Origin of the sequence: Stenotrophomonas sp. ZAC14D2_NAIMI4_6 (assembly GCF_003086875.1) — a bacterium.
In the GTDB taxonomy this organism is placed as follows: domain Bacteria; phylum Pseudomonadota; class Gammaproteobacteria; order Xanthomonadales; family Xanthomonadaceae; genus Stenotrophomonas.
The window spans coordinates 4,055,876-4,069,637 of record NZ_CP025996.1 but is presented as its reverse complement, the minus strand read 5'-3'; the positions used below and the strand labels follow the sequence as shown (position 1 = coordinate 4,069,637).

Annotated in this window: 13 protein-coding genes; 7 read left to right on the top strand and 6 right to left on the bottom strand. The window is 67.0% G+C overall.

All coding sequences use genetic code 11. The annotated features are described in order from the left end of the window. Nucleotides 1–50 precede the first annotated feature (50 nt). Nucleotides 51–1,589 (bottom strand): GGDEF domain-containing protein, encoded by a 1,539-nt coding sequence (locus tag C1933_RS18435; protein ID WP_108751120.1) that lies wholly within the window; start codon nucleotides 1,587–1,589, stop codon nucleotides 51–53. A 106-nt stretch (nucleotides 1,590–1,695) separates the two neighbouring features. Here C1933_RS18435 and C1933_RS18430 point away from each other — a divergent pair, with 106 nt between their 5' ends. The 3 genes from C1933_RS18430 (at nucleotide 1,696) to C1933_RS18420 (ending at nucleotide 3,598) form a co-directional block, all read left to right on the top strand. After that, complete coding sequence (locus C1933_RS18430) at nucleotides 1,696–2,331, top strand: NAD-dependent epimerase/dehydratase family protein (RefSeq protein ID WP_108754417.1); 636 nt, start codon at nucleotides 1,696–1,698, stop codon at nucleotides 2,329–2,331. Beyond that, nucleotides 2,331–3,044: a YafY family protein gene (locus C1933_RS18425; RefSeq protein WP_108754416.1), complete on the top strand. Its 714-nt coding sequence runs from the start codon at nucleotides 2,331–2,333 to the stop codon at nucleotides 3,042–3,044. Before C1933_RS18430 ends, C1933_RS18425 begins: the two co-directional genes overlap by 1 nt. Nucleotides 3,045–3,211: 167 nt before the next feature. Continuing rightward, complete coding sequence (locus C1933_RS18420; RefSeq protein ID WP_108754415.1) at nucleotides 3,212–3,598, top strand: VOC family protein; 387 nt, start codon at nucleotides 3,212–3,214, stop codon at nucleotides 3,596–3,598. 29 nt (nucleotides 3,599–3,627) lie between these two features. Here C1933_RS18420 and C1933_RS18415 read toward each other — a convergent pair whose 3' ends face one another. The 5 genes from C1933_RS18415 to pdhA all read right to left on the bottom strand — a co-directional run bounded on the left by C1933_RS18415 (nucleotide 3,628) and on the right by pdhA (nucleotide 8,923). After that, nucleotides 3,628–4,614 carry a hypothetical protein gene (locus C1933_RS18415; protein WP_108754414.1) on the bottom strand — a complete coding sequence of 329 codons (987 nt, stop codon included), beginning with the start codon at nucleotides 4,612–4,614 and terminating at the stop codon, nucleotides 3,628–3,630. Nucleotides 4,615–5,034: 420 nt separating this feature from the next. Next, complete coding sequence (locus C1933_RS18410; protein ID WP_108754413.1) at nucleotides 5,035–6,429, bottom strand: dihydrolipoamide acetyltransferase family protein; 1,395 nt, start codon at nucleotides 6,427–6,429, stop codon at nucleotides 5,035–5,037. Beyond that, on the bottom strand, nucleotides 6,426–6,779 hold the full coding sequence (locus C1933_RS18405; protein WP_108751116.1) for an SH3 domain-containing protein: 354 nt from the start codon (nucleotides 6,777–6,779) through the stop codon (nucleotides 6,426–6,428). Before C1933_RS18405 ends, C1933_RS18410 begins: the two co-directional genes overlap by 4 nt. 1 nt (nucleotide 6,780) lies before the next feature. After that, nucleotides 6,781–7,848, bottom strand: a complete 1,068-nt coding sequence (locus tag C1933_RS18400) for an alpha-ketoacid dehydrogenase subunit beta (protein ID WP_108751115.1) — start codon at nucleotides 7,846–7,848, stop codon at nucleotides 6,781–6,783. After that, the gene (gene pdhA / locus C1933_RS18395) at nucleotides 7,841–8,923 is read right to left on the bottom strand and encodes a pyruvate dehydrogenase (acetyl-transferring) E1 component subunit alpha (RefSeq protein WP_108754412.1); all 1,083 of its coding nucleotides are present in this window, start codon (nucleotides 8,921–8,923) and stop codon (nucleotides 7,841–7,843) included. The genes C1933_RS18400 and pdhA overlap by 8 nt, the downstream gene beginning before the upstream one ends. Before the next feature lie 335 nt (nucleotides 8,924–9,258). Here pdhA and C1933_RS18390 point away from each other — a divergent pair, with 335 nt between their 5' ends. The 4 genes from C1933_RS18390 (at nucleotide 9,259) to C1933_RS18375 (ending at nucleotide 13,732) form a co-directional block, all read left to right on the top strand. Then, nucleotides 9,259–10,134: a tryptophan 2,3-dioxygenase family protein gene (locus C1933_RS18390; RefSeq protein WP_108754411.1), complete on the top strand. Its 876-nt coding sequence runs from the start codon at nucleotides 9,259–9,261 to the stop codon at nucleotides 10,132–10,134. Nucleotides 10,135–10,314: 180 nt separating this feature from the next. Continuing rightward, the gene (locus C1933_RS18385; protein ID WP_108754410.1) at nucleotides 10,315–11,814 is read left to right on the top strand and encodes an oligopeptide:H+ symporter; all 1,500 of its coding nucleotides are present in this window, start codon (nucleotides 10,315–10,317) and stop codon (nucleotides 11,812–11,814) included. Nucleotides 11,815–11,831: 17 nt separating this feature from the next. Continuing rightward, nucleotides 11,832–12,443 carry a thioredoxin family protein gene (locus C1933_RS18380; RefSeq protein ID WP_108754409.1) on the top strand — a complete coding sequence of 204 codons (612 nt, stop codon included), beginning with the start codon at nucleotides 11,832–11,834 and terminating at the stop codon, nucleotides 12,441–12,443. A 149-nt stretch (nucleotides 12,444–12,592) separates the two neighbouring features. Beyond that, complete coding sequence (locus tag C1933_RS18375) at nucleotides 12,593–13,732, top strand: hypothetical protein (RefSeq protein ID WP_108754408.1); 1,140 nt, start codon at nucleotides 12,593–12,595, stop codon at nucleotides 13,730–13,732. Nucleotides 13,733–13,762: the final 30 nt, after the last annotated feature.

Genomic DNA, 13,762 nt, shown 5'->3' with positions numbered 1-13,762 from the left:
GCGCCGTTGCCAAGGCAGGTTTTCCGTGCGAATCGGCCCGGCGGATCGCATCATCCCGCCTGCACGCGGTTCTTTCCGTGGCGCTTGGCCTCGTACAGCGCATCATCGGCACGCCGCAGCAGGCTCTGTGCATCGTCGCCGGGTTGCCACTGCGCCAAGCCAGCGCTGAAATGCACCGGCACGCGCTGGTCGCGCACGGTCAGCACACGATGGGCCAGTGAACGCTGCAGACGCTGGACCGTGGCCATGCTGTCTGCGCCCTGTGCATCGGGCAGCACCAGCACGAATTCATCGCCGCCCAGGCGGGCCACGCCATCGGTGGCCCGCAGCAGCAGCCGGCACACCGACACCAGGTGCTGCAGCAGCGCATCGCCACCGGCGTGCCCGTGGGCCTCGTTGGTCTGGTGGAAGTCGTCCAGATCGATCACCGCCAGCCCCAGCGGCGTGTTGTTGCGTGCCGCACGGGCCAGCTCGCGCTGCAGCAGTTCGTCCAGGCCGCGGCGGTTCAGGGCCTGGGTCAGCGGATCGATGCGGGCCAGGTCTCCGGCCTCGCGCAGTTCCTGTTCCAGCTCGGTGATGCGCTGTTCGGCGCGTTCCACTTCGGCGCGCGCGCTGGCCAGATGGTCGCGTGCCTGCGCCGCCTGCTGCTGAACCTTGCCCGTGTCATGCATCACTTCCTGCAGCAGCTGGTTCAGATCGGCGATGCTGCGTGCTTCGCGCAGCTGCAGCGCATAGCTGCCGATACGGTCGTGGTATTCGCCCGTGCTGGTGGCCATGCCATCCATGCGTTCGATGAACTCGCCCATCAGCCCGCGCATGGCAGCCTTGGATTCATCGATGCCCTGGCGCAGCAGCCCCTGCTTGTAGATCACTTCGCGCAGTTCGGCGCGGGTGCGTTCCACCGCTTCGGTGTCCAACGGGCCGGTCAGCAGCTGCTGCACGGCGGTGATCTGGCCCTGCAGCCAGCTGCGGTCGTCCAGCAGCTCGCTTACGTTTTCCAGCAGCAGGGCGAACAGTTCCAGCAGCAGGGCTTGCTGTTCCTGCCAGCTTTCCGCGCGCACCCCCACCTGGTGGCCGAGTTCGCGCACGCCCTGTTCGATGGGTTCCAGTGCCACGCCGGGCTGCCACTGGCGCAGGCGCGTTGCCAGCGCCTGGGCCTGCTCGCGCAGGTCGGGGTCGTGCTGCAGCAGGGCCACCACCGCACCGCCCAGCAGCAGCCGCAACTGTTCGGACAGGCGCAGGCTTTCGGGCTGGCCATCGGGGGAGTGCTGTTCGATGGTGCGGATGTACTTGTCGATCAGCTGGCGCATGGCCCGGCCATAGCGCGGCCAATCGGCGCTGGCCTGGGCCGACTGCAGGCGGTCGCCCATGTCGCCCAGCTCGCCGGGCAGGGTGGCCATGCCGTTGGCGAAGGCGGCCAGCAGCGGCTCGGGCGCATCGGCGCCGGCGAACAGCTGCTGCAGGGCCACGCCGCCGCCGCCCTGCAGCACCACCCGGTCGGCCCGGCCATCGTCCACCACCGCGCGGACGCGCGCCGGCGGCCCAAGGGCGGTGCCGGGGGCAGGGCGGTGGTCTGGCTGGTCCGTCATGGAGCGAATCCCGGGGGTGGCAGGGGCTGGTTCCAGCATATCGGCGCGGCCGCGCACGGCTTGAACGGATAGCATGGGGCCACAGAATGCAGCAGTGGGGGTGGGTATGCGTGTGATGTTGCTGGGGGCGACCGGGCTGGTCGGTGGTCTGGCGCTGCCGATGCTGCTGGACGACCCGCGCTGCCGTGCCGTGGTGGCACCCACGCGACGGCCGCTGGACTGGCGTGATGCCAAGCTGCACGCGCCCGTGCTGTCCTTTGACGCAGTGCCCGAGGCGCCGGACTGGGCGCAGGTGGACGCGGTCATCTGCGCCCTGGGCAGCACCATGGCCCAGGCCGGCAGCCGCGAGGCGTTCTACCGGATCGACCACGACTACCCGCTGGCCTTCGCCCATGCGGCCCGCACCCAGGGCGCCCGCGCCTTCGTGCTGAATTCCGCGGCCGGGGCCAACCCGCGTTCGGCAGTGTTCTACAGCCGGGTGAAAGGCGAGCTGGAGCGCGACCTGCGGGCGCTGGAGTTCGCCTCGCTCACCCTGGTGCGGCCCGGCTTGATTGGCGGCCATCGCCAGCAGGTGCGCCGTGGCGAAGCGTTCGCGCTGAAGGTGCTGGGCGCGCTGGACCCGGTGCTGCCCCGGGCCTGGCGGATCAACCCGGCCGAGCGTATTGCCAAAGCACTGGTGGATGCCGCACTGGCCCCGGCACCGGGCGAGCACATCGTGCCATCGCGGGATCTGGTGGGCTGATGTCGCGTGCGCTGCGCCTGACCCAACTGCTGCAACGGCTGCGCCGATATCGGCGCCCGGTATCTGGGCGGGTACTGGCCGACGCATTGGGCATCAGCCTGCGTACGCTCTATCGCGATATTGAAACCCTGCGTGCGCAGGGCGCCGACCTGCGCGGGGAGGCGGGTGTCGGCTACCAGCTGGTTCCCGGCGATGTCCTGCCGCCCCTGACCCTGCCTCCCGCCGAGATCGATGCGCTGGTGCTCGGGCTGCGCTGGGTAGCCGCGCGCACCGAACCGGCATTGGCCGAGGCGGCACGCGATGCTCTGGCACGCATTGCCTACGTGCTGCCGGCCGCACGCCGCGAAGCGCTGCGTGACAACGGACTACGTGTGGGACCATCGCGCACGAGCGCCAACGTCCCGCCGGCGCGGCTGCAAGCGGTGCGCGAGGCGGTGGGGGCGCAGCAGCGGCTGCAGTTCAGCTATCAGGATGCTCGCGGCCAACGCACTGAGCGCATCGTGTGGCCTTTCGCACTGGGGTACTTCGATGAAGTGGTGGTGCTGGCGGCATGGTGCGAGGAGCGCGAGGACTTCCGCCACTTCCGCCTGGACCGCATCTGCCAGCCATGCGTATCTGGAGCAGGCTATCCGGTGCCACGCGCCACCCTGCTGCGGCGTTGGCAGAAGGCGCAGGGCATCGCGCCGGACTGGCTGGATCTTTCGTCTTCGTAGAGTCGAGCTTGCTCGACTGTTCCTGATCTTTGCGCAGAGCAGTCGAGCAAGCTCGACTCTACAAGGCAGCGGCACGGTACATAACCGTCCAGCAAGCTCGGCGCTACTGACAGGAACTGTCAGCAGGGTTGGACCACGATGAACGCTCCCAACAACGGAGCTTCTCCATGTTCAAGCCCACCACTCTGCTGCAGTATGTGCGCGATGTCGCCACCAGCGTCAGCTTCTACCGTGGCGTTCTCGGCACGGCGCCTGTCGAGCAGTCGCCTGGCTTCGCGCTGTTCCTGCTCGGCGACGGCGCCGCGCTGGGCCTGTGGCAGCGGGACGATGTGCAGCCGCAGGTGTCCGCGCAGCCCGGCGCCGCCGAACTGGCGATGGTGGTCGCCAATCCAAGTGAAGTGCAGCAGCTGCATGACGCGTGGCGCGCACTCGGGGTGCAGATCACCCAGACACCGGTGACCCTGGAATTCGGCCACACCTTCGTGGGTGTCGACCCCGATGGCCACCGCCTGCGCGTGTACAGCCGTGCCGAGGGCCTGGTCGCGCGCGATTGACCGGAGGGGGAGCCGGCGGCGGCCGGCTCCTACCGCCGTTCTGCTACTACGCTGGCGAAGGGCTCATCGCCGTCGGCGTTCCATTCAATGGCAAGTTCGCCAAGTTCATGAATGACATCCCGCTGTGGGTTCTTGCGCCGGATCTCTCCAAGAAGCTGCCGTATCTGCCGTTTCTTCAGCGCACACCCCGGATAGTCAAGAAGGTCGAGGGCGAATCGAGGGGCGACATCCAGCAGCTGCGACACGGTGATCGCGTAGGTGGCCGCATACTGCAGGAATGGAACCTCCCCCAGGAAATTCTCCGCTGCGCAGAGCAGTGAACGGTCGTGCGGTGGATGCCTGAGAAACTCACGGAAAACAGCCGCGACCACGTCATCGGTGGGATTGCCAACCATCGGTACGTAGAAATGGTTTGCGTAGGCGACGCTGCCTTCGTGATCCTGCACAGCGGAAGAGACCATCTCGAGGCGTGAGATCCACGCCTCGGGCGTCATCTGCGCAATGACGTTGGTGGATTCTTCGGAATTCCTTTGGAACTCTGAATCGGACGGATTGGGCTTCTGCAATGATGATTCTCCGCCCTTCCAGGAAGCGAATCGGGCATCCAGAAGCGTCCACATCTCGTTCTCCCCAACCCACGCGTTGTCCTGCGATGGCAGGGGGGCATACAGAAAAATCGAGGAAAAATCAGAGAGGTAGATCGCCTGCGGGCTGAAGTACTCGACCGTAAAGTTCAGAGCACCCTCGCGGAGCGCATGGCCAGGGATCGCCTCATGAAACGTCGCCCGCAGGTCTGTGGCGAGTTCCAGAGGGGAGTCCGAGTGAGCGATTGTCGACCCAATGGAATGATCGATGAAGGCATCCCAGGAGGCCAACCAGCGCAGATAGATCAGCGTCGGAATCGGGAGCTGGTCCAGTGGTTCGTCCAGGGATGGCAATGGACCGAATGGCCGCTCGCGAAACAGCAGGGCGCCCTGGGCCAGGAACGCGTCAATGATCGCGGTTGAATTCGGCATGGGATATTGCGCAGGGCAAGAGCCTCGATGTTACGGAGCTTGGCCTGGGATTCCATGCAACCAATCCGAAATGCGTTGCACAACGGGTTCTGATTTTCGCTCTTCGCCTTTCGCCTTTCGTAGAGTCGAGCTTGCTCGACTGCCTTTGCCTTTCGCGAACAGCAGTCGAGCAAGCTCGACTCTACCAAGGCAAATGCCAAGGCAGTCTAACGGGTTCTGATTTTCGCTCTTTGCTCTTCGCTCTTCGCTTTTCGTAGAGTCGAGCTTGCTCGACTGCCTTTGCTTTTCGCGAACAGCAGTCGAGCAAGCTCGACTCTACCAAGGCAAATGCCAAGGCAGCTCATCGCCACATTTCGCCCACAAAAAACGCCGGGCAGTGCCCGGCGTTTTTCAGTCAACACCCACCCATCAATGGGTCGATCAGCTGGCCAGTGCCAGGTCGTCCATCATCGCGCGCAGGAAGCGGGCCGCTTCGCCGCCGGTCGCCGCGCGGTGGTCGAAGGTGACCGACAGCGGGATGACCTTGTGCGCTTCCACGCCGCCCATCACCGGGGTCATCTGGTGGCGGGCACGGCCGGCACCGACGATGGCCACGCACGGCGGCACGACCACCGGGGTGGCGTAGCGGCCGGCGAACATGCCGAAGTTGGACAGCGAGATGGTGTAGCCACTCAGTTCCGAGGCGGCGATGGAACGCGATTCCACCTGCTCGCGCAGACGGTTCACGCCTTCGCGGATGCCGCGGGCGTCGAGCATGTCGGCATTGCGCAGGGCCGGCACGAACAGGCCGTCGTCGGTGTCCACGGCAATGCCGATGTCCACCTGCGCGTGCAGGGTGCGGGTCAGTGCCTCACCGTCGAACCAGGCGTTCATGGCCGGCACCTTCTGCGCGGCCACCACGATCGAACGCACCAGGCGCGCGGTCACGTCGTTGCCCGGCAGCCAGGCGTGGATGTCGGCGTCGTCGTTCAGCGTGGTCGGCACGACCTTGCTGTGCGCGTCGGCCATCACCCGCGCCATGTTGCGGCGCACGCCCTTCAGCGGTTCCGGCTGGCCCTTGGCGACCACGCCCGGCGGCTGGGTACGCATGGGCTTGCCGGCGGCGGACAGCGGGGTGCGGGCTTCGCTCTGCACCGGGGCCGACACCTGCGCCGGGGCCGGCGCGGCATACGCAGCGGCAGCCACCGGTGCCGGGGCGGCACCCAGCTTGGCGGTGCCGTTGGCAGCGGCCTGCTTCACGTCGGCCATGGTCACCGCGCCATCGGCGCCGGTGGCACGCACGCGCGACAGGTCCACGCCCAGCTTGCGCGCGGTGGCACGCACGGCCGGCACGGCCTTGACGCCACCGACGGCCAGCGCCTGTTCGGTATGCACGGCGTTGGAGCTCTGCATGGCGCCGACCACGGTGCCGGCGTCATCGCGCTCGGCCTTGGCTTCTTCGGCCACGGCCGGGGCTGCCGTCGGGGCGGCCGTCGGAATGGGCGGCGGGGTGGGTGCGGCAGCAGCCGGTGCCGGGGCATGGCCGTGGCTGTGGCCGGTGTCCTGGCCATCGGCGCGCTGCGGCAGGTTCGGGTCGATCTCGAAGCTGGCCAGCACCGAACCGGTGGGAATGATGTCGCCGGCCGCGCCGGACAGCTTCAGCACCTTGCCGGACACCGGCGAGGGCACTTCCACCACGGCCTTGGCCGTTTCCATCGACACCAGCGGTTCGTCCAGCTTGATCACATCGCCTTCCTTCACGAACCATTCCACGATGGTTGCGTCCGGCAGGCCTTCGCCCAGGTCGGGCAGGTTGAAGTTCTTGGTCTGGCTCATGTGCAGTTCTCTTCCAGCAGTTCCAGTTCGCGGGCCGGCAGCCAGCCCGTCGCGCCGTTGGCGCGCTCGGACCACCACCACCCACCATGTTCGTGATGCAGCTTCACCATCTCGCCGCTTTCCACATCCAGCTCGCGGGCGTCGTAGTCGCGCAGGGCTTCGGCGCGACCTTCGTCCAGCGGCTGCAGCCAGGCGACGGGCGCCCAACCGGCGCGCCCATCGTTGCTGCGTACCCAGGCAAACGCCGGCCATTCTTCGTCACGTACACCCACTTCGACGATCTGGCCGGTGCGGAACCGGAGCGGATTGGAATATTGGCTGCGGTAAGCCCCCAGCAGGCGGGCCCGCATGTCAGCCCGCCGCCACCGCGCGCTTGGCCGCGGTCACGATCCGGTCCACGCTGGGCAGGTACTTCATTTCCAGGCGGAACAGCGGAATGTGGGTGTCGTAGCCGGTAACGCGCTCGACCGGGGCCAGCAGGTCATACAGCGATTCTTCGGCCAGGCGGGCGGCAATCTCGGCACCGAAACCAGCGGTCTTCGGCGCTTCCTGCACGACCACGCAGCGGCCGGTCTTGGCCACCGATTCGGCGATGGTGGCAAAGTCCAGCGGGCGCAGGGTGGCAACGTCGATCACCTCTGCGCTGATGCCTTCGCCGGCCAGCTTGTCGGCCGCTTCCAGCGCTTCCTTCACCTGTGCGCCCCAGGCAACCAGGGTCACGTCGGTGCCGTCGCGCAGCACGAAGCAGACGTCCAGCGGCAGCGCTTCGCCGTCGTTGACGACCACTTCCTTGTACTGGCGGTAGATGCGCTTTGGTTCCATGTAGATCACCGGATCGGGATCGCGCATGGCGGCCAGCAGCAGGCCATAGGCACGCTGCGGGCTGGACGGCAGCACCACGCGCAGGCCCGGCACGTTGGTGAAGATCGATTCGTTGGCTTCGCTGTGGTGTTCCGGCGCGCGGATGCCGCCGCCCCACGGCACGCGCAGCACCATCGGGCAGTGCAGGCGGCCACGGGTACGGGTACGCAGGCGCGCGGCGTGGCAGATGATGTGGTCCACCATCGGGTAGACGAAGCCGTCGAACTGGGCTTCGGCCACCGGCTTCATGCCCTGTGCGGCCAGGCCGACGGTCAGGCCGGCAATGGTGGTTTCATCCAGCGGGGTGTCGAGGATGCGCTGCGAACCGAAGCGCTGCTGCAGGCCGGCGGTGGCGCGGAACACGCCGCCGTTCACGCCCACGTCCTCGCCCAGCACCAGCACCGACGGGTCGTGTTCCAGCTCCCAGGCAAGGGCCTGGGTGATGGCTTCGATCAGGGTGATGGGGGTAGCGGTCATTGCGATGTCTCCACCGGCGACAGCGGCGCTGTCGGCGGCATTGGCCTGGGAAGCGGAAGCGCCGTGCTTGATCTCATCCATGGCGCTGCTCCAGGGCAATGGCAGCCGCGCGCTGGGCCAGCAGGTCCGCCGGCGGGTCGGCATACAGGTAGTCGAACATGGCCTCGACCGGCTGCACCGGGGTGTTGAGGTACTGGTTCACTTCCTCGTCCACCTTGGCCGCGCACTGCTCGACCCAGGTCTTTTCTTCTGCTTCGCTCCACACGCCCTGGGCGACCAGGTACTTGCGCAGGCGCAGCATCGGCTCGCGGGTCCAGGCGTCCTTCACTTCGGCGTCGTCGCGGTAGCGGCGGGCGTCGTCGGCGGTGGTGTGGTCGGACAGGCGGTAGGTCATCAGTTCCAGCACCGTGCCGCCTTCGCCGGCCAGGCCGCGTTCGCGCGCCTGTTCCATCGCGGCCAGCACCGCAATCAGGTCGTTGCCGTCCACCTGCAGGCAGTGCAGGCCGCCGGCCAGACCCTTCTGCGCCAGCGTTTCGGCACCGGTCTGGGCCGAGCGCGGCACCGAGATGGCCCAACCGTTGTTGACGATGCACAGGATCAGCGGCAGCTTGTAGGCACCGGCCGAATTGAGTGCAGCGTAGAAGTCGGTCTTGGAACTGCCGCCATCGCCGCACACCGCCACCGCGATCTGCGCTTCGTTGTTCAACTTGAACTTCAGCGCAGCGCCGGCGGCATGCAGGCACTGGGTGGAAATCGGCACGCAGAACGGGAAGTCCTTCACCGCGTTGCCGGTGTAGTCGTTGCCGCGCTCGTCGCCGCCCCAGTACATCAGCACGTCGTACGGGCGCACGCCACGCATGAACATGGCGCCGTACTCGCGGTAGCTTGGGGCGAACACGTCACCCTGCTTCATCGCGGCGCCAATGCCCACGTGCGCGGCCTCGTGGCCCAGGCAGGCGGCATAGGTGCCCAGCTTGCCGGTGCGCTGCAGCGCGATGGATTTGCTGTCGAACGTGCGCACGTACAGCATCTGCTTGAACAGCGGCACCAGGACAGCCGGATCCTTCAGGGATTCGGGCAGGTCGTTGCGGACGAGCGTGCCGTCCGCGTCCAGGTACTGCAGGTATTCGATCTTGAACTCGGCGGCTACCGTCATTGCGTACTGCACCTTCGACAGAGAAGTTACAAATGATATGAATCGCCATGTTAAGGAAGGCGTACGAAATAGCCTTCCTGCGGCGCAACACGGCGATTCCCCGTTGTACCCCTGCCGACGGGTGGGGGGCCAATAACAACAACGTATTCAGTCGTTGCTGCAAAGCATCAGAATACGCCTTTGGCTGACTGCTGGCGCAACGGCGCAAACGGTTCCACGCGCAGCCGGGGGCTCGCGGCTGGCTCCACGGGCCACCGCACGCCCCGGTACGGTAGGCGCCGCTGCCAGCGCGGCGGCAACGCGTTACCCTTGCCGCCCCTGATCTGGTCCCGCCCATGTCCGTCGACAACAACCAACGCGATCTCGAAGCTGGTATCCACACCGATCTGCAGGGGCGCCTGACCTACGGCGGCTACCTGCGGCTGGACCAGCTGCTGAGCGCGCAGCAGCCGCTGTCCAACCCGCCGCACCACGACGAGATGCTGTTCATCATCCAGCACCAGACCTCGGAGCTGTGGCTGAAGCTGCTGGGCCACGAGCTGCGTGCGGCGATCGGCTTCCTGCAGCGCGACGAGGTCTGGCAGTGCCGCAAGGTGCTGGCCCGCAGCAAGCAGGTGCTGCGCCAGCTGACCGAACAGTGGTCGGTGCTGGAAACCCTGACCCCGTCCGAGTACATGGGCTTCCGCGATGTGCTGGGCCCGTCCTCGGGCTTCCAGTCGCTGCAGTACCGCTACATCGAGTTCCTGCTGGGCAACAAGAACGCGCAGATGCTGCAGGTGTTCGAGCACGACCCGGCCGGCCAGGCGCAGCTGCGCACCGTGCTGGAAGCGCCCAGCCTGTACGAGGAATTCCTGAAGTACCTGGCCCGCTTCGGCCACGCCGTGCCGGCGCTGTACGACAGCCACGACTGGACCCAGCCGCACGTGGCCGACGATGCCCTGCAGCCGGTGTTCGAACGCATCTACCAGGACACCGACCGCTACTGGCGCGAGTATTCGCTGTGCGAGGACCTGGTGGACCTGGAAACCGCGTTCCAGCTCTGGCGCTTCCGCCACATGCGCACGGTGATGCGGGTGATCGGCTTCAAGCGCGGCACCGGTGGCTCGTCCGGCGTGGGCTTCCTGCGACAGGCGCTGGAGCTGACCTTCTTCCCCGAACTGTTCCAGGTGCGCAGCACCCTGCAGGCCGGGCCCCCGGCAGATCAGGCCTGATCCCCATTCAGCTTGACCTGCCGCGACCGGCTGGATCGTTTCAGATGCAAGTTCAGCGAGCAGGTCGTGACCTGCCTCAAACGGCGTGTATTTGACGTGAACGCCACAAGTCGGTGATCCTCGCGCGTTGCTCCAGCGCACAGCGGATGTGCCGTCCATCCACCGAACCAGGAAACCCGCATGAGCCTAGACGCCACTGCGAACACCCCAGAACCGGCGCTGCCGGACTTCAAGACCACGCTGGGCCACCCGCGCCCGCTGTGGATGCTGTTCATGACCGAATTCTGGGAACGCTTTGCGTTCTACGGCATCCGCTGGGCCTTGGTCCTGTACATCGTCTCGCAGTTCTACAGCGGCAATGCCGCCGGTGAAGGCGATGCCAGCCGCATCTACGGCGCCTACCTGGCGCTGGTCTACGCCGCGGCCATCTTCGGTGGCTACGTGGCCGACCGGGTGCTGGGCTACCAGCGCTCGATCCTGACCGGCGCGGTCATCATGGCCGCCGGCCTGTTCATGATCTCGCTGCCGCAGGAGCACATCTTCAAGCTCGGCCTGGCCACGATCATCGTCGGCAACGGGCTGTTCAAGCCGAACATCTCCACCATGGTGGGCAAGCTGTACGGCCTGAAGGACGAACGCCGCGACTCCGGCTTCACCATCTTCTACATGGGCATCAACATCGGCGCGATGATCGCCCCGGTGCTGACCGAATGGCTGGCGCGCAAGGTGTTCGGCACCTCGGAAATGCCGTCGTACAAGGTCGTGTTCATCGCCTCGGGCGTGGGCATGCTGATCTCGCTGGTGTGGTTCTACGTCGGCCGTGCCGGCCTGAAGGGCATTGGCGCACCGCCGGCCGGTGCCGAAGGCTTCGGTCGCATCGTGATGGTGCTGGCCGGCGCCGTGGTCGCCATTCCGGTGGCCTACTTCCTGCTGGCCACCGGCGCCACCGCGCTGGCCTGGATCCTGGGCGCCATGTTCACCGCCCTGGCCATCCTGCTGCTGGTGGAAGGCATCCGCGAGGGCAAGGTGCAGCGCGACCGCGTGATCGCCATGCTGATCATCTTCGCCTTCAACGTGATGTTCTGGATGTTCTTCGAACAGGCCGGCAGCTCGTTCACCTTCCTGGCCGAAAACATCGTCAACCGCCAGTTCGGTGACTGGACCTTCCCGACCGCGTGGTTCCAGTCGGTGAACTCGGTGGCCATCATCACCCTGGCCCCGATCATTGCCTGGATCTGGGTGGCCATGGGCCGCGCCAATCCGTCCATCCCGCGCAAGTTCGGCCTGGGCCTGCTGTTCAACGGCGCCGCGTTCGCGCTGCTGATGTTCGCCCTGTCGCAGATGGTCGTGGACGGCAAGATCCCGTTCTGGACCCTGTTCATGGTCTACGTCATCCAGTCGGTGGGTGAGCTGTGCCTGTCGCCGATCGGCCTGTCGATGGTGACCAAGCTGGCCCCGGTGCGCCTAGTCGGCTTCGGCATGGGTGGCTGGTTCCTGTCCACCGGCATCGGCAACAACCTGTCGGGCATCTTCGCCGGTGCGGTCAGCGGTGAAGGCGGCATGACGATCGAATCGGCCCTGAAGGGGTATACCTTCGGGTTCTGGGCGTTGATCGGTTCGGGCGTGGTCCTGTTCCTGATCGCGCCGCTGATCAACAAGCTGATGCACGGCGTCAAGTAATCGCGAGGGCAGTGGGCATGGGTACAACGTTCGGCAGGGCCGTGGTGGCCGTGATGTGTGCAGCGCTGATCAGCGCCTGTTCCCAGCAACCGCCGCCGGCACCGGCCGAACCCACCCAGCCCCTGGATACCCGCCCCACCGAGCCACCGGCCGCTGACCCCAGCGTGCCGGTGGCCTCGGGCAACACCCCGGCGGCGGCCGATATCGCCGCCATCGCCGGCCTCAACGCCAGCTTCGACCCGGCCCGCGACCCGCAGGCCGATCTGGAAACGGCCAAGGTGGAAGCGCAGCGCGGCAACAAGCGCATCATCCTGGACGTGGGCGGCGAGTGGTGCTCGTGGTGCCACCTGATGGACACGTTCATCGAGGGCGATGCCGAAGTGCGCCGCCTGCGCGATGCGAACTTCGTCTGGATGAAGGTGAACTACAGCGAAGACAACGAGAACACCGCCTTCCTGTCGCAGTACCCGCAGGTGAAGGGCTACCCGCACCTGTTCGTGCTGGACGCCGACGGCACCCTGCTGCAGTCGCAGTTCACCGGCGAACTGGAAAAGCCCAAGGGCGAAGGCAAGGGCTACCAGCGCGCCCGCTTCATCGCTTTCCTGGAAAAGTGGGCGCCCCCGCGCTGACCCCGCCCCCCCCGTAGAGTCGAGCCATGCTCGACTGCTCTGCTGCTCTGCTTGCTCGACTTCCAAGCGGTTACAGAAATCCCCCCCATGGCCGCTAACGGCAAGGACCTCAGTCGATTCGACTGCGGCCCCCACCCGCAGGAGCGCCCATGCACAGCGACCACGCCGACCGATCGCCCGACCCCGCCAGCACACCGGCCGACGGCGCGGGCCCCGAAGGCGTAGGCCTGCCCGCGCAGGAAACCCTGCTGGACGATGCCGGTACCGGCGAAGACACGCTGGAACTTGCGCCGCCGCGCTACCGGCTGCCGCAGATCGCGCTGCCCGACAACGTGGTGCTGAAGGGCGCCGTGCAGAAACTGGTCGAGCAGAAGGCCCGCCTGGACCGGCTGGCCGCCGAAGGCCAGTTGACCGGCCTGCTACCCGCCGAATGGCAGGGCAGTGGCCTGCGTGCCATCGATCTGTCCAGTTTCATCCAGGGCGTGCTGCCGTTCCTGCAGACCGGTGAACGCGGTGAGACCGCACCGGCCCGCCTGCCGGTGCGCCACGTGCTGGGCGATGACAGCCGTTGGGGCGTGCAGGACGTGGCCGAACCGAAATCGCTGGCGTGGTACCTGGCCAGCGACGAGCGCGCCAGCGCCGGCAGCAAGGACGTGGCCGAAGCCTGGCTGGTCGGCGCGCTGGGCCTGGCCTGGATGCAGGAAGGGCGCAGCCGCCCCGGCTTCCTGCGCGCCATGGACCAGGACAGCCTGGCCGCGCGGGTGACCATGCTGGGCTATCCGCCGCCGGGCGAACTGGCGCTGTACAGCGTGACCGCCCATGGCCAGCCGCAGATCTGGTGTGTGCATGGCCGGCGCAAACTGCGGCCGTTGTTGGCACCGTGGCTGAGCGTGCCGTTGCTGACCGCCTACGGCGTGGCGGCGCCGGCGGCGTGGCCAAGCAGTTTCCCGCCGGTGGACGCGGTGGCCGACGCCATTGCCGCGGCCCGCCCCGGCAAGCTGGTGCCGGAAGTGGACCTGGCCAAGGTGGTGGCGAAGATTGCCGAAAACACCGCCGGCGACGCCTGGCAGCCGGTCAGCTTGTTGCAGCTCAACACCTGGTCGCCGCGCTGGACCTTCTTCCTGGGCACCTTCGTCGGCCTGCCTTCGCTGCTGCTGGTCACCGCTGCGCTGGCCCTGCCGGGCGCGGTGGAAGCGGCCACCGTGGCCGCCTCGCTGGGGTTCGCTGGCGGCGCCATTGCCGCCCTGGCCGTGCCGTGGATCCATGCCCGGCGCAAGCACCTGAGCTGAACCCGCTCGGGGTCGGATCCCTTTCCGCAG

What these genes read in the sequence shown, in the direction of transcription:
- pdhA (WP_108754412.1), bottom strand. Translation starts at nt 8,923, where the DNA reads ATGACGGTAGCCGCCGAGTTCAAGATCGAATACCTGCAGTACCTGGAC.
- C1933_RS18435 (WP_108751120.1), bottom strand. Translation starts at nt 1,589, where the DNA reads ATGACGGACCAGCCAGACCACCGCCCTGCCCCCGGCACCGCCCTTGGG.
- C1933_RS18430 (WP_108754417.1), top strand. Translation starts at nt 1,696, where the DNA reads ATGCGTGTGATGTTGCTGGGGGCGACCGGGCTGGTCGGTGGTCTGGCG.
- C1933_RS18390 (WP_108754411.1), top strand. Translation starts at nt 9,259, where the DNA reads ATGTCCGTCGACAACAACCAACGCGATCTCGAAGCTGGTATCCACACC.
- C1933_RS18410 (WP_108754413.1), bottom strand. Translation starts at nt 6,429, where the DNA reads ATGAGCCAGACCAAGAACTTCAACCTGCCCGACCTGGGCGAAGGCCTG.
- C1933_RS18405 (WP_108751116.1), bottom strand. Translation starts at nt 6,779, where the DNA reads ATGCGGGCCCGCCTGCTGGGGGCTTACCGCAGCCAATATTCCAATCCG.
- C1933_RS18380 (WP_108754409.1), top strand. Translation starts at nt 11,832, where the DNA reads ATGGGTACAACGTTCGGCAGGGCCGTGGTGGCCGTGATGTGTGCAGCG.
- C1933_RS18385 (WP_108754410.1), top strand. Translation starts at nt 10,315, where the DNA reads ATGAGCCTAGACGCCACTGCGAACACCCCAGAACCGGCGCTGCCGGAC.
- C1933_RS18400 (WP_108751115.1), bottom strand. Translation starts at nt 7,848, where the DNA reads ATGGATGAGATCAAGCACGGCGCTTCCGCTTCCCAGGCCAATGCCGCC.
- C1933_RS18420 (WP_108754415.1), top strand. Translation starts at nt 3,212, where the DNA reads ATGTTCAAGCCCACCACTCTGCTGCAGTATGTGCGCGATGTCGCCACC.
- C1933_RS18375 (WP_108754408.1), top strand. Translation starts at nt 12,593, where the DNA reads ATGCACAGCGACCACGCCGACCGATCGCCCGACCCCGCCAGCACACCG.
- C1933_RS18425 (WP_108754416.1), top strand. Translation starts at nt 2,331, where the DNA reads ATGTCGCGTGCGCTGCGCCTGACCCAACTGCTGCAACGGCTGCGCCGA.
- C1933_RS18415 (WP_108754414.1), bottom strand. Translation starts at nt 4,614, where the DNA reads ATGCCGAATTCAACCGCGATCATTGACGCGTTCCTGGCCCAGGGCGCC.